Origin of the sequence: Nonomuraea maheshkhaliensis (assembly GCF_039529435.1) — a bacterium.
GTDB lineage: Bacteria > Actinomycetota > Actinomycetes > Streptosporangiales > Streptosporangiaceae > Nonomuraea > Nonomuraea maheshkhaliensis.
Genome location: NZ_BAAAMU010000024.1, coordinates 51,831 through 73,496 on the forward strand (window position 1 = coordinate 51,831; position 21,666 = coordinate 73,496).

The window sequence follows — 21,666 nt, forward strand, 5'->3', positions numbered from 1 at the left end:
GGATCAGCGTAGGCGGACGGAGTCGATCGGCTTGACCACCTCGCCGGTGGAGCCGTACCAGGTCACCTCGTCGGGCAGGGTCAGCACGGCGAGCGCGTTCTGGAACAGCGGGCCCTTGGTGATCCGCCAGCGGAACGGCGGGCGCGGGATGCCCGCCGACCGCGCCAGCAGGCCGCCCACCAGGGTCGCGATCGAGAACTGGGTGAACACGTTGGCCCAGCGCAACATGCGGCTGAGCGGGTTGCGGATCGGCGAGCAGACGATCTGGAAGACAGGCCCCCGGTCGGCCTGGGCCAGGTACGAGTAGTGCACGTCGCCCGAGAGGATCAGCACCGGCTTGCCCAGCCCGATGAGCAGCCGGGCCAGGTCCTCGAACGAGCGCCGGAACGCCGCCCAGTGCTCCAGGTCGATGGCCTGCCGGAACGTCTCCGACCACCGCCGCACCACGGGCCCCCACTTGCCGTCGCACAGGGCCTCGTTCCAGTTCTGCACGCCGTGGACGCCCTCGGGCAGCAGGAACGGGATCGACGAGCCGATGATCAGCTGCTCGGTCGGGCGGCTGACCTGCTCCTCCAGCCAGGCCCACTCGTCCGCGTCGAGCATGCGGCGGTCGCCGGGGGTGAGCTGCCTGGCGCACCGGGTGTCGACCACGATGAGGCGCGCCGGGCCGAGGTCGCGGGCGTAGCTCCAGCGGTTGCTGGTGGGCTCGGCGTCGGCCTTGTCGGCGAAGGCGTCGAGCGCCTGGCCGCCGTCGCCCTCCATCACCTTGCGCAGCAGCGGGTCCTCCGCCCGCTCGGCGGGTGAGAGGTTGCCGAGGTGCTGGTAGATCCAGTACGCCCCCAGCCCGGCCACCACCCGGCGGCGCCACCACGACGTCCTGGCCATCTGCTCGCGCCAGGGCTGGGAGGTGTTCCAGTCGTCGCGCAGGTCGTGGTCGTCGAAGATCATCGCGGTCGGCACGGTGGACAGCAGCCAGCGGATCTCGGTCTCGGTCCACGCCTGGCGGTAGAGCTCGGCGTACTCCTCGAAGTCGGCGATCTCGCCCTGCGGCTCGGTGTCCCTGCGGGAGCGGATGTAGGCCAGCATGTCGGGCGAGGGGTTGTCGGCGTAGACCTGGTCGCCGAGGAGCAGCAGCAGATCGGGCCACTCGTCCTCGGCCGCCTCGGGGAGGTGCTCGCCGAAGGCCCGCAGCACGTCGTCACCGTGGGAACGCACGTGCGCGGCGTCGTGGGGCACGCTGGTGCGGCACGATCCGAACGCCAGCTTGCGCACCCCTTCCCTGGGCAGCAGCCTGATCCGGGACGGCGGGCGACCCGCCATCGGCCAAACCTGCTCCCCGTCGAGCTCCACCGTGTACGACGCGATATCCTGGGACAACTCGACGAGATCGACGATCGCGTAGTGGTGACCGTGCACAGTGAAGGTGGGCGACCGGTAAGTCCTGCCTCCCGCCTCGACGGCGACTGTGCAGGGCTCGGCGGTCTCCACCCAGATCGACGCGCTGTCGGAGTCGACGTACCGCAGCATCGGCCCCACCACCAGTGCGGGCAATGGAAAACCTCCTGGTTCGACGTTCCGTCACACTCTCGTGCGCAAGCCTGCCAGAGTGGCGCTGTCCGCCACATCCGATCAACGGCTTGGATTTCTACCAAAACTCGGCAAGGTCAAACGCCCCGCTCTAGGATGATCGTGACATCAACGCCCAAAAGGGAGAGGCAACGGCGCCTGTTCCCGTAAAAAAGGGCGTTACATATCGGGAGGAAGTTCTTCCATGAGCATCATGGTGCCGTCAACGACGCCGGCCCTGATCACCCCGGGCCGTCAGGCCCTCGACTCCGCGTTGCACCAGCTCGACCGGGCCGCCGAACATCTCGGCCTCGACGACGGGCTCCGCACGATGCTGGCCACGCCCCGCCGCTCCCTGACCGTCTCGGTCCCGGTGCGCCGCGAGGACGGTCGTCTGGACGTCGTCCAGGGCTACCGGGTCCAGCACAACGTCTCACGCGGCCCCGCCAAGGGCGGGCTGCGGTTTCATCCCGCCGTCGACATCCACGAGGTCACCGCGCTCGCGATGTGGATGACGTGGAAGTGCGCACTGGTCGGCATCCCGTACGGCGGCGCCAAGGGCGGCGTGGCCGTGGACCCGGCCCAGCTCACCACCCGCGAGCTGGAACGGCTGACCCGCCGCTACGTCAACGAGATCCTGCCGCTGATCGGCCCGGAGAAGGACATCCCGGCCCCCGACGTCGGCACCGACGAGCGGACCATGGCCTGGATCATGGACACCTACAGCGTCAACACCGGCTACTCGGTGCCCGGCGTCGTCACCGGGAAGCCGACGACGCTGGGCGGCTCGCTGGGACGCGCGGGCGCGACTTCGCGGGGCGTGCAGATCGCGGCGCTGGCCGCGCTCGGCCGCTCGCCCGAGGGCGTGACCGTGGCCGTGCAGGGCTTCGGCAAGGTGGGTGCGCCGGCCGCGCGATATCTGGCCGACGCGGGCTGCAAGGTGGTGGCGGTCTCCGACGTCAGCGGAGCCGTCTACAACGCGGCCGGCCTCGACATCGCCCGCCTGCGCGCGTGGGTGGCCGAGTCGGGCGGCGTGCGCGGGTTCCACCAGGCCGACGACCTGCCTCGCGAGGACCTCTTCGAGCTCGACGTGGACGTCCTGGTCCCGGCCGCGCTCGAAGGCGCGATCACCGAGGCCAACGCGCCCAGGGTGCGCGCCCGGCTGATCGTCGAGGGCGCCAACGGGCCCGTCACGCCCGAGGCGGACGAGATCCTCGCCGCCGGCGGCACCACGGTCGTGCCCGACATCCTGGCCAACGCCGGCGGGGTGATCGTGTCGTACCTGGAGTGGGTGCAGAACATGCAGGCCTACTCCTGGAGCTCGGGCGACGTCGAGCTGAAGCTGCGCGAGCTCATGCTGGCCGCCTACGCCGAGGTCACGGCCACGGCCGCGGACCGCGGGCTGACGCTCAGGCAGGCTGCCCACGTCATCGGCGTGAGCAGGGTGGCCGAGGCGCACCAGATGCGCGGGCTCTACCCGTGACGACCCGCGCGTAGGCCCTGAGCGAGGCACGACTTAAGTAGCACGCGGCCCGCCCAAGGTTCGATGCCCTGGGCGGGCTTCGTGCTGGATCGTGATGGGCATGAGAGGAATCTTCAACATCGTCGGCGTGATCGCCATCATCCAGGGCGTCGTCGGATTCGTGGGACAGATGTGGTTCGACAGCAACTGGGGCTTCCTGCACCGGCTCGTGGACCTGCCGCTGTGGGCCTACCTGGGCGTGGCCGCGGCCGGGCTGGTGGTGCTGCTCGCGGCCGACTCCACCAAGAAGCGCGAGGACCGGTGATCAGAGCTTCACCGCAGTGCGGTCGAGCGCCTCGACCAGGTCCTCCAGGTCGCGCATGAGCTGCTCGGTGCGCTCCTGCCCGAACGCCCGCGCGATCTCCCCCTGCTGCTCGGCCACCGCGCCGTCCACCCGCGCCAGCAGCTCGGCGCCGCGTTCCGAGACGAACACCGCCACCCGCCGCCGGTCGCCCTTCGCCGGCCCCCGGTAGACCAGCGCCCGGTCGATGAGCCGGTCGACGGCCTTGGTCAGCGTGGGGTGCGGCATGAGCACGGCCGCGGCCAGCTCGCCCATCGACTCGCCGCGGCCGTCGGCCAGGGCTCGCATGATGCGCCACTGCTCGACCGTGACGTCCTCGCCGGCGAGCACCGCGGCCAGCCCGCGGTTGACGCCCCGCTCCGCACGACTGAGCAGGTAGGCGAGTGAGGACCCCAGCCCGGAGGTGGTCATCGCAAGGTCCTTTCGTCGGGGAGCTTGAAGGGAGGATACTCGTCGGCGTGGCGCCGATGGTCGATCCCTTCGAAGCACGACTCCTCCCGTCGGGCTCGGTCAGGGTCGCGCTGATCGTGCCCGTCTCCGGCGTGCTGGGGCTCATGGGGCCGTGCGCGATCAACTGCGCCGTGCTGGCCGCCGAGGAGGTCAACGACCGGGGCGGCGTGCTGGGCCGGCCGGTCGAGCTGGTCCTCGTGGACGGCGGCCGTCCCGCGCGCGTGGTGGCGGCCGAGGTGGCGGGGCTGGTCCGGTCGGGCACGGTGCAGGCGGCGGTCGGGGCGCACGCGAGCGACGTGCGGGTGGAGGTGGTGGCCGCCATCGCGGGGCGGGTGCCGTTCGTGTACGCGCCGCCGTACGAGGGAGGAGGCCGCGCGCCCGGCGTCTACTTCCTGGGCGAGACCCCCGACCGGCAGCTCGCCCCCGGCATCGAGTGGCTGGCCGGCACCCGGCGGGCGCGTCGCTGGTACCTGCTGGGCAACGACTACATCTGGCCGCGCCTGGTGCACGCCAGCGCCCGCAGGAGGCTGCGGGAGGCGGGGGCGAGCGTGGTCGGCGAGAGTCTCGTCGCGAACGGCCAGGCGGTGCGCCGGCTGGAGCGGGTGGCCGAGGCCAGGCCGGACGCCATCCTGCTGACGCTGATCGGCAGCGACCTGATCGACTTCAACCGCGCGTACGCGGACTCCGGCCTGACCGCGGCCCGGCTGTGCGGCGCGCTGGAGGAGCACGGCCTGCTCGGCATCGGCGGCGACGCGACGGGCGGCCTGTACGCCTCCATGGGCTACTTCCGCGGCCTGCCGACCACGGCCAGCCTCGACTTCGCGCAGCGGTACGCGGCCAGGTTCGGCCAGGACGCCCCCTCGCTCAACGCCCATGGCCACGGTTGCTACGAGGCGGTGGCCATGCTGGCCGCCCTGAGCGCGCGGGCCGGCTCGCTGGCGGTGCCGGCGCTCGACGCGGCGGCCGACGGGGCCACGATCACGAGCGCGCGCGGCACGGTCACGCTGCTCGACCGGCAGGTCCGCCATCCCGTCCACCTGGGCAGGGCCGACGGCCTGAGTTTCTTTCTGGAGAAACCTTTTCAATAGAAAGCTTTGGCTCTAAGGTGCGAAACGCCCCCCGGGGCAGCCCCGAGCACCCCGCGCAAGCCCCCCTGTGCAGCCCCCAGGCAGCAAGGAGCCGTCCATGAGCACCATCGAACAGTTCGGCTACCGGCAGGAGCTGAAGCGTACCCTCGGCTTCGCCGACCTGATGATCTACGGCTTGATCTTCATGGTGCCGATCGCGCCCTTCGGCATCTTCGGCTACGTCTTCTCCGCCTCGCACGGGATGGTGGCGCTGGCGTACGTGATCGGGCTGCTGGCGATGGCGTTCACGGCGCTGTCGTACGCGCAGATGGCGCGGGCCTTCCCGATGGCCGGGTCGGTCTACACCTACGCAGGGCGCGGCATCGCGGCCCCGGTCGGGTTCATGGCCGGCTGGGCGATCCTGCTGGACTACGTGCTCGTACCCTCGCTGCTCTACCTGATCGCCAGCGGCGCCATGCACTCGTTCGTGCCCGCGATCCCCGTCTGGGCCTGGCTGGTCATGTTCGTGCTGCTCAACACCGGCATCAACTACCTCGGCATCCAGATGACGGCCAGGATCACCCGGATCATGCTGGTCGCCGAGCTGGCCGTGCTGGCGATCTTCCTGGTGGCCGGCGGCGTCGCGCTGGCCCAGGGCGAGGGCCAGGCGGGCGCGTTCTCCCCGATCTTCGAGTCCTCCTCCTTCACCTGGAGCGTCGTGTTCGCCGCCGCGTCGGTGGCCGTGCTGTCGTTCCTCGGCTTCGACGGCATCTCCACGCTGGCGGAGGAGAACCGCGAGGACGCCAGGCGGCTCGGCCGCTCCATGATCGCCGCGCTCGGCGTGGCGGCCGTGCTGTTCGTGGTGCAGACATGGGTGGCGGCGCTGCTCACCCCCGGCAGGGACAAGCTGATCGCCGAGGGCGACCTCACCGGCAACGCCTTCTACGACACCGCCGCGTTCGCCGGCGGGCAGTGGCTGGCGGTGCTCACCGCCGTGGCCACCGCCATCGCCTGGGGCTTCGCCAACTCGCTGGTCGCGCAGGCGGCCACCTCGCGGCTGCTGTTCGCCATGGCCCGCGACCGGCAGTTGCCCGGGTTCCTGGCCAAGGTGGACCCGAAGCGGCAGGTGCCGGTCAACGCCACGTTCGTGGTGGCGGGTATATCGCTGGCCGTGGGCCTGTTCATGAGCACCAGGGAGCAGGGCGCCGGGGAGCTGACCTCGCTGGTCAACTTCGGCGCCATGACCGCCTTCCTGCTCCTGCACGTGGCGGTGGTCGTCCACTACGCGATCAGGCAGGGCAGCCGCAATTACTGGGCGCACCTGGTCGCGCCCGTGATCGGCTTCGGCATCCTGGTGGCCGTGGTGATCAACCAGAACGTCGCGGCCCAGTGGGCCGGCGGCATCTGGCTGGCCGCCGGTCTCGTCGTGCTCGGCCTGTCGTACCTGTCGGGCCGCGGGCCCGTCCTTCCCAAGGAGGTCATGTGAACGTCGTCTCGTACCATCCCTCGCCTGAAGAGCTGAGCTACACCTTCGGTGGGCGCCCGGCCGTCGGCAAGGTGCGGCCGGGCACGATCATGGAGCTGTACACGGAGGACTGCTTCGGCGGCCTGGTCAGGAGCGTGGACGACCTGCCCTCGCGGGTGTGCGAGTTCCCCTATCTCAACCCCGTGACCGGGCCCTTCCACGTCGAGGGCGCCGAGCCGGGCGACACCCTGGCGCTGCACTTCGTCTCCATCACCCCGGCCAGGGACTGGGCGGTGTCCACGACGTTCCCCCACTTCGGCGCGCTGACCGGCACGCACACCACGGCCATGCTGCAGCCGCCGCTGGAGGAGCGCGTCTGGCGCTACGACATCGACCTCGACCGGGGTGTGGCCGTCTACCACGCCCGCAACAGCGACTTCAGCGTGGCGCTGCCGCTCGACCCGATGCACGGCACGGTCGGCGTGGCCCCCGCCGCGAACGAGGCCCGCATGACGATCACCCCCGACGCGCACGGCGGCAACATGGACACCCCTGAGCTGCGCGCGGGCGTCACCGTCTACCTGGGCGTCAACGTCGAGGGCGGCCTGTTCTCGATCGGCGACGGCCACGGGCGGCAGGGACACGGCGAGGTGTGCGGCACGGCGGTGGAGTCGGCCATGAACACCGTGGTCGCGGTCGAGCTGGTCAAGGGCGTGGCCACGCCGTGGCCCCGGCTGGAGGACGACCTGCACCTGATGTCCACGGGGTCGGCCAGGCCGCTGGAGGACGCGTACCGGATCAGCCAGCACGACCTCGTCACCTGGACCTCCGAGCTGACCGGGCTGGACACGCTGGACGCCTACCAGCTCGTCAGCCAGGCCGGGCAGGCGCCGGTCGGCAACGTGTGCGACACCAACTACACGATGGTCGCCAAGATCCCCAAGGAGTTCCTCGGCCGGGCGCCGGTCTACGAGTCGGCGCACGAGCGGCTGCGGGCCCTGGGTTCGGCGTACACAAGATAGGGTAAACATTGATGTCGCAGGTCAGAGCACTGATCATCTTCCCCTTAGAGTGGAGCGGTGCTCAGGTTGGTGCTCTCTCTGGTCCTGCTCGATCCAGCCGCCCTCACCGAGGTGTCCCAACGCAACGTCCCCGTTCCCCGCGTGCTGACGCCTGACGGCGACCGCCTGGGCTACGCGCCGGTCCCGCGCCCCTACACGGGGGCGCGGCGGCTGACCGGGGTGCTGCTCGGCCACGATCCCGTCGCGAAGACCGACGTGCTGTGCGGGGGCACGGTGATCGGCTCGCGCAGCCGCAGCCTGGTGCTGACGGCGGCCCACTGCCTCTATCACGACGGGCGGCTGCTCGAACGGCTGGCGTTCCTGCCGGGCTACGACAGTGGCCGGCCGCCGCTCGGGGTCTGGCCCGTCGTGCGCACGTGGGTGCCGGCCCGCTGGCGCAGCAGGCCGTTCTCCTCCGAGCTGCTGCCGTACGACGTGGGCCTGGTCGGGGTCGTGCGCCGCAAGCGCCCGCTGGAGGACGTGACCGGGCGGGGGCTGCCGCCCATGCCCACGGCCAGGGGCACCAAGTTGCGCGGGCTTGAGCTGCTCGGCTATCCGGTGGGCCGGGGTTATCCGGGTACCAAGATGTACCGGTGCGTGGGCGACACCGTCGAGGGCGTCTCCGAAGGGCCCGGGCTGATGGTCACCCGCAACTGCCACGCCGCCGCCGGCGGCAGCGGCGGGCCGGCGTTGTACGGGGGCTCGGTGGCGGGCGTCGTGTCGTCCTCCAGCCCGCTGAGCGACGCCAAGGGCTACACCGTGCTGACCCGGCTGGGCGACAGGTTCGGCCGGATGCTGGCCAGGGCCGACCGCGCGATGCGCCTGCTCACCCCGACCGGCTGACCCGCGCTCCCCCAGAGCCGCACGGCCGGGCCGGAGCCGCACGGCCGGGCCGGATCAAGTCGCCTGGGCGACGATCTCCTCGCAGAGGGCGTGGGTGGCCAGGGCGTCGCCCGCGTCGATCCGGCGGCCCGCGCGCACGGCGGCCAGGAACTCCAGGCAGATCTGCTCGATGCCGCGCTGCCTGGCCACCGGCACCCAGTCGGGCCGCCTGGCCAGTTCCTCGCCGCCCTGGTAGTCGACGACGTCGCCGAGGTTGACCACGCGGCGCTTGCGGCCGTCGCCCATCGCCTCGCAGGTCTCCTCGCTCGCGCCGCCCACCCTGTTCATGACGCCGAGGGCGGTGAAGCCGTCGCCCGACAGCTCCAGGACGATGTGCTCGATGAGCCCGTCACGAACGCGGGTCCTGATCGTGGTGCCGGTGACCTCGCCGGGGGCGAGGAACCTGAGGGTGTCGGCCACGTGGATGAAGTCGTCGAAGACGGCCCGGCGCGGGGTGTCGGGCAGGTTGTGCCGGTTCTTCTGCATGACGACGAGGTGCCGGGGGTGGGCGGCCAGCGAGACGTAGCCGGGGGCGTGGCGGCGGTTGAAGCCGGTCATCAGCGACCTGCCGGTGGTCCTGGCCAGGCGTACCAGGCGCTCGGACTCGGCCAGGGTGTAGGCGATGGGCTTGTCGACGTAGACGTGGATCCCGGCTTCGAGCAGCGCCTCGACGATCTCGGGATGGGCCTCGGTGGCGGCGTGCACGAACGCCGCCTCGACCCCGGCCTTGATCACCTCGTCGACGCGGGTGAACCGGGCCGCGATGCGGTGGGCGTCGCCGAGCCGGTCGAGCCTGGCCTCGTCGCGGGTGCACAGGTGCAGGTCGAGGGCGGGCTGGGCGGCCAGCACGGGCAGGTACGCCTTCTCCGCGATGTCGCCCAGGCCGATCATGGCTGTCTTCACGGGTCGAGCGTAGCCGTACCGGGAGCTCAGCTCTGGTTCCAGACCAGGCGCAGGACGGCGTTGAGGACGAAGAGCGCGGCGAAGACGGCGGCGGAGGTGAGCATCCCGGAGGCGTAGAGCGCCAGGGCGCCGCCGCCGAACCAGAGGATCTCCAGGGCGGCCCGGGCCAGGCCGGTCAGCGGGTAGACGGCGTTCTCGCCACCGCCGGCCCCGAACAGCGCCCACGCGGCGATGAACAGGGCCGGGCCACCGATCCCGGCCAGCAGCTTGACGGCCCAGTTCGGGCTGAGCGTGAACCCCCAGTACGCGACGGAGGCCAGCACGCCGAGCTCCAGCAGGAACATCAGCAGGGCGTTGGCGTGCTTGGCGAGGGCGAGCATGGGGGCCTCCGTGGTTCAGGCGTTCAGGCGTTCACTTGCGAGATCAATGCTCTCTCAAGAGAGCGCCAGTCGTCAAGAGCAGTGCTCTCGTTTGCCTGCGCCGCTCTGGTAGCCTGCCGAGCATGACAGCCAGCCGTACCGCCAGAGAACGCGTCAGGGCCGAACTCACCCGGGAGATCACCGACATCGCGCGGCGCCGGCTCGCCACGGAAGGGGCGGGCGGCCTGTCACTGCGGGCCGTGGCGCGGGAGATGGGCATGGTCTCCTCGGCCATCTACCGCTACTTCCCGAGCCGCGACGACCTGCTGACCACGCTGATCATCGACTCCTACAACGCGCTCGGCGAGGCCGTCGAGCAGGCCGAGGCGGCGGCCCCGCGCGCCGGCCATCTCGCTCGCTGGCTGGCGGCCTGCCACGGCGTGCGCGACTGGGCGGTGGCCCACCCGCACGAATACGCCCTGATCTACGGCTCCCCCGTGCCCGGCTACCAGGCGCCGCAGGACACGATCGCGGCCCGCGTACGCGACCTCACCGTGCTGGCCGGCATCGTCCGCGACGCCTGGCAGGCGGGCGCGGTGCGCGCCCCCGAGGCAGGGCCGCCGGACGAGCTGGAGCCGGACACGGCCGGTCTGCGCGCCCTCATGCCGGAAGTCCCCGACGCGGTGATCTGGCGCGCCGTCACCGCGTGGACCGCGATGTACGGCTGGGTCAGCTTCGAGGTGTTCGGCCAGTTCAACAACACGATCGAGCACAGGCGCACGGCCTTCGGCCACTCGATGCTGACCATGGCCGAGACGATGGGTCTTGCCCGGTGACCCTCACTCACTTTTACTGAGGAGATGGCTCGCGGGAACCAAGCGCTCAGCCGCTTCACGGACGTGGCGCTGCTGGTGCTCATCAGCCTCGCGGAGGGGCCCAAGCACGGCTATCGCATGATCGGCGACATCGAGGAGTTCTCGGGGACCTCTCTGGAGCCGGGCACTCTCTACGGGGCGCTGATGCGGCTGGAGGAGGACGGCCTGATCGAGGCCGTGCGGTCGGTGGAGCGGCACAGACCGTACCGGATCACCGAGACCGGGCGTGACGCGCTGCGCGAGCAGCTCGGCCTGCTGCGCCGGATCGAGCAGGCGGGGGTCAGCCGCGTGGTCTGAGCAGCGGCATGAGCACCTGGTCCACGATCTCGACCACGAGCCGCTCCGGGATGGGCGGGCCCTCGAAGAGGAAGTGGTGGCGCAGCAGCGCGTGCCCCGAGTCGAGGCGGAGCGGGGTGACGTCGCCGGGATCCACCTCGCCGCGCTCGACCGCGCGCCGCACGACCTCCTCCATCAGCCGCCTGGCCATGCCCTGGGAGTTGCGCCGCATCGCGCTCAGCGGCGACTCCCCCCTCAGCGCCTCGCCGAGCAGCCCGCGCATGGCCTCGCCCGCTGGACCCGACAGGGCCTGCGCCGTGAGGCTGAGCATGGCCACCAGGTCGTCACGGAGGTTGCCCAGGTCGGGCGAGCGGCCCGGCGTCGGCAGGCTCTGGTAGACCGCCTCCATCACCAGCTCGATCCGGGTGGGCCAGCGCCGGTAGAGCGAGGCCTTGCTGGCCTTGGCGCGCTCGGCCACCCGCTCCATGGTCAGCCCGGCGTAGCCCACCTCGGCCAGCTCGTCGAGCGTGGCCTGGTAGATGGCCGCGTTGAGCGCGTCGCCCCGGCGGCGTGGCAGCTTGCGGTGGTCGGTGACCATGGCATGCATTCTAAGGAGCCGCGGTGACCGCGCCGGTGTCGCCGTTCACGGTCACCACCTGACCGTCCTCCAGCACCGACGTCGCCGTGCCCGTGCCCATCACGGCCGGGATGCCGTACTCCCTGGCCACGATGGCCGCGTGCGAGGCCGCGCCGCCGGTGTCGACGACCACCGCCGCCGCCTGCTGGAAGAGCGGCGTCCACGAGGGGTTCGTGTACGGGCACACGAGCACGTCGCCCGGCGCGAGCCGGCCGAACTCGGCGGGCTCCCTGATCACCTTGACCGGCCCGGTCGCGCTGCCGCCCCCGGCCGGCGCGCCCGTGATCAGCGCGTCGCCGGTGTCCCCCGCCCCGAAGACCTCGGCGGGGTCGATGAGCCGCACGCCGGACAGCTGCTCGCGCTTGACCGCGCGTGCCCTGACCGTCTCGCGCAGCCGCTCGGCGTCCTCGGGGCGCAGGTCGGCGAGGCCCGTGATCTCCTCCAGCTCCTCCAGCCGCAGGTGGAAGAGGGCTTCCGGCCGGTCGAGCACGTCCCGCTCGGTCATCCGGCGGCCCATCTCCAGCAGCGACCTGCGCAGGATGGGATGCGGCAGCATGAAGGCGAGGTGGCTGTCCTCGCGGAAGGCGATGCCGGCGCGGGCCGCCGCCACTTTGCGCGCCAGCCGGGCGCGCCGGCGCTCCGAGCGCAGCCGCGGGTGGGTGAGCAGGCCTTCCAGCGGGTCCCGCGGCCTGTCCTTGGGCGGCTCGGCGGCCAGCACCTCGACCAGGCTGAGCACGATCTCGGGGGCCTCCGACCAGGTGGGCGGGGTGATGAGGATGGGGCTCGCGCTCTCGCGGTGGCCGTACTCGGCCAGGAACGCGGCGAACTCCCGCTGGAACTCCTCCGGCTGCGGGCCGCCCTTCAGCGCCCCTGTGCGCCTGGCGACTTCGGCCAGCCGTTCCAGTGCCTGGTTGGCGTCGCTCGTCCTGGTACGCGCCCCGCCCATCAGCGGGCCGTACCACTCCGCGAGCCCGAGCAGCCGCAGCGCCAGGATCAGCCGCAGCAGCGCGATCCCGGTGCCGGGCAGGTAGTCGATGCGCAGGTCGGCCACCGGTTCGACGAGGGCGAGCGCCTGCCTGGGCATGCGGACGAGCTCGGGCCACGACATCGCGGTCAGGTCGCGGGCGCGCAGCCGCTCGGCCGCCGCCAGGTAGTCGCGGAAGCGCGGGTCCTCGGTCCAGCGGGCGGGGTCGTACCGCCTCGCCTTGCGCATCATCTTGAACGGCGTCGCGAGCATCCGCGGGCTCGGGCTCGGGGACGGCGGCACGATCCGGTAGACGACGCCGTCCTCCTCCACCAGGAACCCCTCGAACGCCTGCCGCAGGCCGAAGTAGCGGGTGACCTTGCCCATCAGCCCCGCCGGCCCGTACGGGAGCCAGGTCGTCATGTCGATCGGGTACGGCCGCACCGGCAGGTACTCCAGCAGCACCGTGGCGAGGCGGCGGCGGATGGGGTTGAGCGGGCCCACCGGGGGCGGCGGCAGCGCGGTCATCGGGCGGGCCTGCAGCAGGTGGACGCGGCCCTTGGCGTAGGCCCACTCGATGTCCTGCGGCCGGCCGAAGTGCCCGGCCACGCGCCGCCCCAGCCCGCCCAGCTCCGTCAGCACCGCGTCCGGCAGCCGCTCCGCCCGCTCCGCGCCCCCGCTCTCGTGCACGACCCCGCCGCCTTCCACGCCGCGGATGACCACCTCGCGCCGCCCGGGGGTGAAGTCGATCTCGCCCGACCGGCGCAGCACGTAGTGGTCCGGCGTCACCAGGCCGGAGACGACCGCCTCGCCCAGGCCGCTGCTGGCGTCGACGACGATCCTGGTCCGGTCGCCGCTCACCGGGTCGGCGGTGAACATCACCCCCGCCGCCTCGGCCTGCACCATGCTCTGCACGACCACCGCGATCCGCACCTCGGCGTCGTCGATGCCCAGCCGGGCCCGGTAGGCGACGGCGCGCTCGGTGAAGAGCGAGCCCCAGCAGCGGCGTACCGCGTCGAGCAGGGCCTGCTCGCCGACCACGTTGAGGTAGGTGTCCTGCTGGCCGGCGAACGCGGCCCCCGGCAGGTCCTCGGCGGTGGCGCTCGACCGCACGGCCACGGCCCCGCCGCCGAGCTCCGCGTAGGCGCCGACGATCGCCTGCCGCAGGTCGTCCGGCAGTTCGGCCCGTTCGAGCTGCTCGCGGGTGTTACGGCCCTGGGCTACCTGCTCGTACGCCTGCGTGGTGACGACGAAGCCGTCAGGCACCGGAAAGGCGTTGTTGACCAGCTCTCCCAGGTTGGCGCCCTTGCCACCGGCCGTGGCGAGGTCGCCCCGGTCGAAGGCGCTCAGGGGTGCGACGAGTTTCACGACTTCTCCTCGGCATAGGCGGTGGTACGAAGGGGACGCGCCGGCAGCGCCAGCGCGAGCAGGAACGCCACGGCGAGCAGCGGCGCCATGGCGGCGAACACCGGTGGCACGGCCTCGGCGAAGGCCACGCGGACGCTCTCCGGCAGGTCGGACGGCACCGAGGCCGGGATCCCCGCCGGAAAGCGCAGCGTGATCAACGCGCCCACCAGCGCGACCCCGGCCGAGGCGCCGATCTGGCGCAGGAACGTCACCGACGAGGTGGCGGTGCCCAGGTCGGCGTACTCGACCGCGTTCTGCGCGGCCAGCACCATGACCTGCATGACCAGCCCGACGCCGAGCCCGGTCAGCAGCATGGCCAGGGCCAGCCCGAGCGGCGAGTCCGCCGCCAGGCCGAGCGCCCCGAGCCCGGCCGCCGCCAGGGCCGTGCCCGCGACGGGGTAGGGCTTGTACGTGCCGGTCCTGGTGATGAGCCGCCCGGACGCGATGGTGGTGAACAGGACACCGCCCATGAGCGCGGTGACCAGCAGGCCGGCCTGGGTGGCGCTCGTGTGCAGCGCGATCTGTACGTACGCCGGCATGTACGTGATCGTGCCGAACAGCGCGAACCCGATAAGCAGGCTGATCAGGACCGGCACCGCGAACGCCCGGTCCCTGAACAGCCGCAGCGGCAGGATCGGATCCTTGGCGAAGCGCGCGCTGACCAGCCACCCGGCCACGCCCGCCACGGCCGGCACCAGGTAGAGCGGGTTCCTGGTCTGGCCGACCATGACCACGCCGACGACGGCGATGGCCAGCGTGACGGCTCCCGCGACGTCCAGCGGCGCCCGTGACCGGGGGCTGGGCAGCTTGAGCGCGACGCTCAGCACGACCAGCGCCACCAGGCCGAGTGGCGGGTAGAGGGCGAAGATCCACCGCCAGCTCAGCCGGTCGATGAAGAATCCGCCGATCAGCGGCCCGCCCACGGCGGCGACGACGTACGCGGCGCCGATGAACCCGAGGTAGCGGCCCCGTTCACGCGGGCTGACGATCTCGCCCATGATCGCCTGCGCCCCGATCATCAGCCCGCCGCCGCCCAGCCCCTGGACGGCGCGGAAGACGATGAACTGCGGCATCGACGTGGCCAGCGCGCACAGGACCGCCCCGGCGACGAAGACGACGATGGCGACCTGCATGGTGGGCTTGCGCCCGTATCGGTCGCCGAGCTTGCCGTAGACGGGCATGACGACGGTGGCGGCGACGACGTAGGCGGTGACGACGGCGGGCATCTGGTCGATCCCGCCGAGGTCGCCCGCGACTGCGGGCAGGGCAGGCGCCATGATCGTCTGGTCGAGGGCGCCCAGCAGCATGGCCAGGATCAGGCCCGACAGCACTAGGCCCATGTGGTCGCTCCTTAGAGAACGAGGCGTTCTCTAAGGAGCATAGATTTCTTCGCGTAGATACGCAACGTTCACTATGCGGGCCAGCCGTCGGCCACCTGAACGAACGAGCGAGGGCCCGCCTCCACCGAGCGCACTCGGCAGGGGCGGGCCCGTCAGCGAAAGGGTGGTGAAGGTGTCAGCGGGAGGCGCGGTTGACGGCGGAGATGATGGCCTTGAGCGAGGCCGTCGTGGTGTTGGCGTCGACGCCGACACCCCACAGCACCTGCCCGTCGACCTCGCACTCCAGGTAGGACGCCGCCTTGGCGTCGCTGCCCGCGCTCATCGCGTGCTCCACGTAGTCGAGCACCCGCACCTGGATGCCGACGCCCGCGATCGCGTCGACGAAGGCCGAGATCGGGCCGTTGCCGGTGCCCTCGATCTCGCGGATCTCCCCGTCGAGACGGACATCGGCGCCGATGCGGTCCTTGTCGTCCACCGTGGAGGCGTGACGGTGGGCCATGAGGCTCAGGCGGCCCCAGCGGTTGGCCGGGTTGGGCAGGTATTCGTCGCGGAAGATCTCGAACATGGCGGCGGGGCTGATCTCGCCGCCCTCGCTGTCGGTGCGGGCCTGCACGACCTTGGAGAACTCGATCTGCAGCCGGCGCGGCAGGTCGAGCTGGTGGTCGGCCTTCATGATGTAGGCGACCCCGCCCTTGCCCGACTGGCTGTTGACCCGGATGACCGCCTCGTAGGAGCGGCCGATGTCCTTCGGGTCGATCGGCAGGTAGGGCACCGCCCAGGTGAACCGCTCGACCGGCACGCCGGCCGCCGCCGCGTCGCGTTCGAGGTGCTCGAAGCCCTTCTTGATGGCGTCCTGGTGGGAGCCGGAGAAGGCGGTGTAGACCAGCTCGCCGCCCCACGGGTGGCGCGGGTGCACGGGCAGCTGGTTGCAGTATTCGGTGACCCGGCGGATCTCGTCGATGTCACTGAAGTCGATCTGGGGGTCGACGCCCTGGGAGAACAGGTTCATGCCCAGGGTGACCAGGCAGACGTTGCCGGTGCGCTCGCCGTTGCCGAACAGGCAGCCCTCGATGCGGTCGGCGCCCGCCATGTAGCCCAGCTCGGCGGCGGCCACGGCGGTGCCGCGGTCGTTGTGCGGGTGCAGCGACAGGACGATCGAGTCGCGGTGGGCGAGGTTGCGGTGCATCCACTCGATCTGGTCGGCGTAGACGTTGGGGGTGGCCATCTCGACGGTGGCCGGCAGGTTGATGATGACCTTGCGGTCGGGGGTCGGCTGCCACACCTCGTTGACCGCGTCGCACACCTCGACCGCGTAGTCCAGCTCGGTGCCGGTGAACGACTCGGGCGAGTACTGGAAGCGCACGTCGACGTCGGAGGCGTCGGCGAGCTTCTTGACCAGCTTGGCGCCCTCGACCGCGATGGCGGTGATGCCGTCCTTGTCCTGGCCGAAGACCACGCGGCGCTGGAGGGTGGAGGTCGAGTTGTACAGGTGGACGATGGCCTGCTTCGCGCCCTGGATCGACTCGAAGGTGCGCTCGATGAGCTCGGGCCTGGCCTGCGTCAGCACCTGGATGACCACGTCGCCGGGGATGCGGTCCTCTTCGATGATCTGGCGGACGAAGTCGAAGTCGGTCTGCGAGGCGGCGGGGAAGCCCACCTCGATCTCCTTGTAGCCCATGCGTACCAGCAGCTCGAACATCTGGAGCTTGCGGTGGGAGTCCATCGGGTCGATCAGGGCCTGGTTGCCGTCGCGCAGGTCGACGGCGCACCATCGGGGCGCCTCGGTGATGACCTTGCCGGGCCAGGTGCGATCGGCCAGCCTTACCGGCTCGAACGGCTGGTAGCGATGGATCGGCATGCGGCTGGGCTGCTGAGCGGTCATGTCTGCTGCTCCTCGTCGGTCTCGAAAAGAAAGCGGCCGACGCGCACGACTCGCTCCGCGGCGAGGGAGCCGGCCTTAGAGGCCCCCGCCGCGGCAGCTAAGAAGGAGACCGCGCAGCATGCCATGAACGGTATCAGACGTCTCGCCGTGGACCGTCCAGCATCTCAGATCCTGAGAAACTCCTGAGCCAGGTCCCCGAGCCGGGTCCTGAGAAGGGTCAGTCCGCGACGAGGACGCTGAGGCAGGTCACGCAGCCTTCCAGCTTCTCGTACTCCGAGATATCCACCTTCGTCACGAAAAATCCGCGTTTTTCGAGCATTGCGGCGGTCTGTGGGGCCGACGCGGCCAGCAGCACCCGGTCCTCCCCCAGCACCACCACGTGCGCGCCCGCCTCCTCCTCCGGCACCAGCAGGCCGTGCAGGTCCGCCTGGTCCGGGTCCCCGATCAGCGTCCCGTCGGGCAACGCGGTCACCGCCGACTTCAGGTGCAGCACACCGCGCAGCTCGACGGGCACGACGTTGCGCTCGGGCAGGAGGGCGGTGAGCTGTCTGATGCCGTCGTCGTCGGTGCGGGCGGACCTGCCGACGTACACGGTGGGGCCGACCTGGAGCACGTCGCCGCCGTCCAGCGTGCCGGGCGCGGCGATCCGGACCGACGTGACGCCCAGCTCCCGCACGGCTTGAGCCACCGATTCCACCTCGGGCCGCCGCTCCGGCGCCCCCGGCCTGGTCAGCACGGCCAACCGGCCCGACATCACCAGCGTGTCCTCCACGAACGGCCCGTCGGGCAGGTCGTCGGCGGGCGCGACGTACGTCGGCCGCCAACCGTTCGCGGCCAGCGCCGCCACGTAGGCATCGTGCTGGACGGCGGCCCGCTCGTGGTCCACGGGCTCTCTCGCCAGATGCGTGACGATGCCCTCGGCGATTCTGGGGCCGGGCCTTCTTACCAGCGCGATACCAGACATAGGGCGCTTTCTATCACGAGGTGACTAGAGTCTTGGGCATGCGGGACGACGAAATTCTCACCACGATCAGCGCATTGGTCTCCGAGGAGCACGACCTGCGCGACAAACTACGGGCCGGCGACGTGACCACGGACGAGGAACACGCACGCATCAAGGAACTGGAGACGGCCCTCGACCAGTGCTGGGACCTGCTCAGGCAGCGCCGGGCCAGGCGCAACGTGGGCGAGGACCCTGACGGCGCCGCCGCCCGCCCCGCCGGCGAGGTGGAGAACTACCGCCAGTGAGACCCACTGAGATTCTGGGCCGTGAGCCGCCGCCGGTGAACGGACCGGTGACGCCACGCGGTGAAGTGGTGGGTTGGCCACGCGACTCCGGTGGGGTGCCACATGGTGAGCGGCGGAGTGGCGCGCGATAAAACCGTTCGCCTCGGCCGGAGCCCGTGCGTTTGGCTACAGGCATGCGGATCCAGCCCATCCCCATCCCCGACCAGCCGCCGGGCCCGTCCGGCACCCGCCTCCCTGACGCCGACGACCTCGTCGCGGGCCTGCACGCGGCGCTCACGGTGGCCACCGCCGACGTCCCTGGGCCCAGGCTGTCCCTCACCCGGTTCCGCCACGACATCTGCGCGCACACGCCCTCCGCCAGGGCGGAGGCGTGGGCGCTGGTCGACGGCGGCAAGGTCGCCGGCGGCTACGCGCTGTCGCTGCCCACGTCCGACAACCCCCACATGGCCTGGATCTTCCCCCTCACCGTGCGCCCTGAGCACCAGGGCCACGGCCACGGCTCGGCGCTCTTCGCGCACGCCCTCGACCGCATGCGCGCCCACGGCAGGAGCCTGCTCCTCACCGATGCCACGGCCGCCGGCGCCCGGTTCGGCCGCGCGCGCGGCATGACGGTGGGGCACGTGCGGGCGCGCCGCGTGCTCGACCTCCGCACGGCCGACTGGACGGCCCTGCGGGCCATGTCCCCCTCGGCCGAGGGCTACACCCTGGAGAGCTGGATCGGCCCGGCGACGCCGGAGCTGCTGCCTGACCTCTCGGCGGTCATGGCCGGCATGAACGACGCCCCGCGCGACGGCGACGTCGCCGACATCGACTACGACCTCGACCGCGTGCGCGCGTTCGAGGAACGCATCCCGTACGGCGACGAGACCTGCTACACCACGATCGCCCGCCGCGACAGCGACGGCGCCCCCGCCGGATACACCCGCATCTTCGTCGCGACCGGCCGGCCGAGCGGCGGCTGGGCCGAGCAGGCGGACACGACCGTGCTGCGCGAGCACCGCGGTCATCGCCTGGGCCTGGCGCTCAAGCTGGCCAACCTGTTCCTCATGCGGGCGCACGAGCCCGCGGTCGAACGCGTCATCACCTGGAACGCCACCTCCAACGCCCACATGCTCGCCGTCAACGAGGCCATGGGGTACGTGCTCTTCGACGAGTGGTACGACCTGCGGCTGTCGCTGTAGCCGGTCGGACGGCGTGGATCTTCCGTTGACTCCTTGGTTTACTGACCGTCTATGACCGTGCAGGCACTGAGGGACGAGGATCCGCGGCAGGCAGGGCCGTACACGCTGCTCGGGCGGCTGGGCGAGGGCGGCATGGGCGTCGTCTACCTGGGGCGGGGGCCCGACGGCACCCGGGTGGCGGTGAAGCTGATCCACGCCAGGATGGACGCGCACTCCGACTTCAGGCGGCGCTTCGCCCGCGAGGTGGAGGCCGCCAAGCGGGTGGCCCGCTTCTGCACCGCGCCCGTGCTGGACGCCGACGTGGAGGGCGAGACGGCCTACCTCGTCACCGAATACGTCGAAGGTCCCAGTCTCGCGGACGCCGTGCACGAGTCGGGCTCCCTGAAGGGCTCGGCCCTCGACGGGCTGGCCGCCGCGATGGCCATGGCCCTGCACGCCATCCACGGGGCCGGGGTGGTGCACCGCGATCTCAAGCCGTCGAACGTGCTGCTGTCGCAGGTCGGGCCCAAGGTCATCGACTTCGGGATCGCGCGGCTGGCGGGCGCCGAGGTGAGCAGCGCGATCGTGGGGACGCCGTCGTACATGTCGCCCGAGCAGGTGTCGGGCTCCGCCATCGGCCCGGCCTCCGACGTCTTCTCCTGGGGCTGCACGGTCGCCTTCGCCGCCGGGGGCGTGCCGCCGTTCGGCTCGGGCTCGATCCCGACGATCCTGCTGCGCATCGTCAACGAGCCGCCCGAGCTGCATGGTCTGTCGGGGCCGCTGCGTGAGCTGGTGCTGGCGTCCCTGACCAAGAACCCCGGCCGGCGCCCGACGGCCCAGGAGCTGATGGACCGGCTGAGCGCCGCCAACATCACCGCCGCCGGCCCGGAACCCGGCTCCTCCGGCCCGGAACCCACCTCCTCCGTCTCCGCGACCCCGGCGCCGGGATCCGACGCCACCGGGCCCACCCCATCTCAGGACGCGGGCGCCACCCCGCCTCCGGCGGCCCCTGCCACCGAGCCGCCCGCCTCCTCGCCGGTGCGGCGCAGGCTCCTGGTCGCGGGCACCGCCGTGGTGCTGGCCGTCGCCGGTGTCTCGGCGGCCGTCGTGCTGCGCGACCGGGGCTCGTCGGCCGCCAGGACCACCCCCGCCGTTCAGACCGAGCCGGCCGTCCAGACCACGACGGCCACAACGGGCACCCCGCAGCCCCCGGCCACCCGCCAGAACCCCCTCAGAGCCACCGACAACGCGACGTTCTACGCCCCCGACGAGCCCAACGCCTCCCGTCAGGCCGAGCTCTGGAAGAAGGACCGCCCGCAGGACGCCGCCCTCATGCGCAAGCTCGCCGCGGTCCCCTACGCCATCAGGCTCGGTGAGCCGGAGGTCCGCGCGAAGGTGGACGACACGATCACGAACGCGCGGCAGGAGGGCGGCGTCCCCGTCTTCCTGATCAACCGCATGCCGGGCAGCGACTGCCGCCGCCCGGCCGGCGACGCCGAGATGCGGACGTACCAGGACTGGATCAGCGGCATCGCGCGCCAGATCGGCCCGGCCCCGGCGGTGGTCGTCCTGGAGCCCTCCAGCCTGGTCAAGCTCCCCGGCGCCGCGAACTGCCCGGTTCCCGGCGACGACGGCCGGCGCTACCGCGACCTGCGCCAGGCGGTACGGAGCCTGAAGGCCGGCCCGCGCACGGCGGTCTACCTCGACGGCGGCCAGGCGCTCTACCCGGGCACGGAGATCATGGCCGGGCGGCTCATCGGCGCGGGCGTGGACGAGGCGGACGGCTTCATCGTCAACACCTCCGCCTACACGGCCACGGGCAAGAGCGTCGCGTACGGCGAGGAGCTGTCGGCCTGCATCGCCGTCCGCCTGAAGACGAAGGGAACGGACTGCCCGAAGGACGCCGGCGTCGACCCCGCGTCCATGCCGCACTTCGCCGTGGACACCTCCAGGAACGGCCGCGGCTCCTGGCGCACGGACAAGCCCTACAAGGACCCGCAGACGTGGTGCAACCCGCCGGGCAGGGGCGTCGGCGAGCGGCCGACGACGGAGACGGGCGCGGAGCTGGTGGACGCCTACCTGTGGGTGGCCAGGCCGGGCACGTCCGACGGCCGGTGCCGGCGCGGCACGAACGGGGAGAAGGACCCGGAACGCGGCGTCGTGTCCCCGGAAGCGGGCCAGTGGTGGGACGTCCTGGCGCTGGAACGGGCGAAGAACGCCAGCCCCGCGTTGCGCTGAGGCAGCGGGAAGATTCCGGCCAGCGTCACGCTGAAGTAGCGGGAAACGTCGGCCCCGCATAGC

Annotated in this window: 20 protein-coding genes; 11 read left to right on the forward strand and 9 right to left on the reverse strand. The window is 71.7% G+C overall.

Features of this window, described 5'->3' with window-relative positions:
* Positions 1-3: 3 nt before the first annotated feature.
* Complete coding sequence (locus ABFX54_RS18490) at positions 4-1,551, reverse strand: alkaline phosphatase D family protein (RefSeq protein ID WP_346106341.1); 1,548 nt, start codon at positions 1,549-1,551, stop codon at positions 4-6.
* A gap of 220 nt (positions 1,552-1,771) precedes the next feature.
* Here ABFX54_RS18490 and ABFX54_RS18495 point away from each other — a divergent pair, with 220 nt between their 5' ends.
* Positions 1,772-3,049, forward strand: a complete 1,278-nt coding sequence (locus tag ABFX54_RS18495; RefSeq protein WP_346106343.1) for a Glu/Leu/Phe/Val family dehydrogenase — start codon at positions 1,772-1,774, stop codon at positions 3,047-3,049.
* 100 nt (positions 3,050-3,149) lie between these two features.
* Complete coding sequence (locus ABFX54_RS18500) at positions 3,150-3,353, forward strand: hypothetical protein (protein WP_346106345.1); 204 nt, start codon at positions 3,150-3,152, stop codon at positions 3,351-3,353.
* On the opposite strand, the gene ABFX54_RS18505 is transcribed toward ABFX54_RS18500, so the two are convergent.
* Complete coding sequence (locus tag ABFX54_RS18505; protein ID WP_346106347.1) at positions 3,354-3,800, reverse strand: MarR family winged helix-turn-helix transcriptional regulator; 447 nt, start codon at positions 3,798-3,800, stop codon at positions 3,354-3,356.
* A gap of 56 nt (positions 3,801-3,856) precedes the next feature.
* Between ABFX54_RS18505 and ABFX54_RS18510 the strand changes: the two genes are divergently transcribed.
* The 4 genes from ABFX54_RS18510 to ABFX54_RS18525 all read left to right on the forward strand — a co-directional run bounded on the left by ABFX54_RS18510 (position 3,857) and on the right by ABFX54_RS18525 (position 8,275).
* Positions 3,857-4,927, forward strand: a complete 1,071-nt coding sequence (locus ABFX54_RS18510) for a substrate-binding domain-containing protein (protein ID WP_346106451.1) — start codon at positions 3,857-3,859, stop codon at positions 4,925-4,927.
* Between the two features lie 97 nt (positions 4,928-5,024).
* Positions 5,025-6,392 (forward strand): APC family permease, encoded by a 1,368-nt coding sequence (locus ABFX54_RS18515; protein WP_346106349.1) that lies wholly within the window; start codon positions 5,025-5,027, stop codon positions 6,390-6,392.
* Entirely contained in the window at positions 6,389-7,393 is a 1,005-nt protein-coding gene (locus ABFX54_RS18520; protein WP_346106350.1) for an acetamidase/formamidase family protein, read from the forward strand. The genes ABFX54_RS18515 and ABFX54_RS18520 overlap by 4 nt, the downstream gene beginning before the upstream one ends.
* Positions 7,394-7,450: 57 nt before the next feature.
* On the forward strand, positions 7,451-8,275 hold the full coding sequence (locus tag ABFX54_RS18525; RefSeq protein WP_346106352.1) for a trypsin-like serine peptidase: 825 nt from the start codon (positions 7,451-7,453) through the stop codon (positions 8,273-8,275).
* Positions 8,276-8,329: 54 nt separating this feature from the next.
* On the opposite strand, the gene ABFX54_RS18530 is transcribed toward ABFX54_RS18525, so the two are convergent.
* Positions 8,330-9,217 carry a Gfo/Idh/MocA family protein gene (locus tag ABFX54_RS18530; RefSeq protein WP_346106353.1) on the reverse strand — a complete coding sequence of 296 codons (888 nt, stop codon included), beginning with the start codon at positions 9,215-9,217 and terminating at the stop codon, positions 8,330-8,332.
* A gap of 26 nt (positions 9,218-9,243) precedes the next feature.
* Positions 9,244-9,597: a YrdB family protein gene (locus ABFX54_RS18535; protein WP_346106355.1), complete on the reverse strand. Its 354-nt coding sequence runs from the start codon at positions 9,595-9,597 to the stop codon at positions 9,244-9,246.
* Positions 9,598-9,719: 122 nt separating this feature from the next.
* Here ABFX54_RS18535 and ABFX54_RS18540 point away from each other — a divergent pair, with 122 nt between their 5' ends.
* Both ABFX54_RS18540 and ABFX54_RS18545 read left to right on the forward strand, forming a co-directional pair.
* Positions 9,720-10,412, forward strand: a complete 693-nt coding sequence (locus tag ABFX54_RS18540) for a TetR/AcrR family transcriptional regulator (RefSeq protein WP_346106357.1) — start codon at positions 9,720-9,722, stop codon at positions 10,410-10,412.
* Positions 10,413-10,436: 24 nt separating this feature from the next.
* Positions 10,437-10,748: a PadR family transcriptional regulator gene (locus ABFX54_RS18545; RefSeq protein WP_346106359.1), complete on the forward strand. Its 312-nt coding sequence runs from the start codon at positions 10,437-10,439 to the stop codon at positions 10,746-10,748.
* On the opposite strand, the gene ABFX54_RS18550 is transcribed toward ABFX54_RS18545, so the two are convergent.
* The 5 genes from ABFX54_RS18550 to ddaH all read right to left on the reverse strand — a co-directional run bounded on the left by ABFX54_RS18550 (position 10,732) and on the right by ddaH (position 17,921).
* On the reverse strand, positions 10,732-11,325 hold the full coding sequence (locus tag ABFX54_RS18550; RefSeq protein WP_346106360.1) for a TetR/AcrR family transcriptional regulator: 594 nt from the start codon (positions 11,323-11,325) through the stop codon (positions 10,732-10,734). The genes ABFX54_RS18545 and ABFX54_RS18550 overlap by 17 nt on opposite strands.
* Before the next feature lie 10 nt (positions 11,326-11,335).
* On the reverse strand, positions 11,336-13,696 hold the full coding sequence (locus ABFX54_RS18555) for a PEP/pyruvate-binding domain-containing protein (protein WP_346106362.1): 2,361 nt from the start codon (positions 13,694-13,696) through the stop codon (positions 11,336-11,338).
* Positions 13,693-15,075: an MFS transporter gene (locus ABFX54_RS18560; protein ID WP_346106364.1), complete on the reverse strand. Its 1,383-nt coding sequence runs from the start codon at positions 15,073-15,075 to the stop codon at positions 13,693-13,695. Before ABFX54_RS18560 ends, ABFX54_RS18555 begins: the two co-directional genes overlap by 4 nt.
* A 175-nt stretch (positions 15,076-15,250) precedes the next feature.
* Positions 15,251-16,957 (reverse strand): 2-isopropylmalate synthase, encoded by a 1,707-nt coding sequence (gene leuA / locus ABFX54_RS18565; RefSeq protein WP_346106366.1) that lies wholly within the window; start codon positions 16,955-16,957, stop codon positions 15,251-15,253.
* Positions 16,958-17,174: 217 nt separating this feature from the next.
* Entirely contained in the window at positions 17,175-17,921 is a 747-nt protein-coding gene (gene ddaH, locus ABFX54_RS18570; RefSeq protein WP_346106368.1) for a dimethylargininase, read from the reverse strand.
* 38 nt (positions 17,922-17,959) lie between these two features.
* On the opposite strand from ddaH, the gene ABFX54_RS18575 reads away from it, so the two are divergent.
* The 3 genes from ABFX54_RS18575 (at position 17,960) to ABFX54_RS18585 (ending at position 21,603) form a co-directional block, all read left to right on the forward strand.
* Positions 17,960-18,205: a DUF2630 family protein gene (locus tag ABFX54_RS18575; RefSeq protein ID WP_346106369.1), complete on the forward strand. Its 246-nt coding sequence runs from the start codon at positions 17,960-17,962 to the stop codon at positions 18,203-18,205.
* 173 nt (positions 18,206-18,378) lie between these two features.
* A complete protein-coding gene (locus tag ABFX54_RS18580) occupies positions 18,379-19,386 on the forward strand; it encodes a GNAT family N-acetyltransferase (protein ID WP_346106371.1) in 1,008 nt (335 codons plus the stop codon).
* 51 nt (positions 19,387-19,437) lie between these two features.
* The gene (locus tag ABFX54_RS18585) at positions 19,438-21,603 is read left to right on the forward strand and encodes a glycoside hydrolase family 6 protein (RefSeq protein ID WP_346106373.1); all 2,166 of its coding nucleotides are present in this window, start codon (positions 19,438-19,440) and stop codon (positions 21,601-21,603) included.
* Positions 21,604-21,666: the final 63 nt, after the last annotated feature.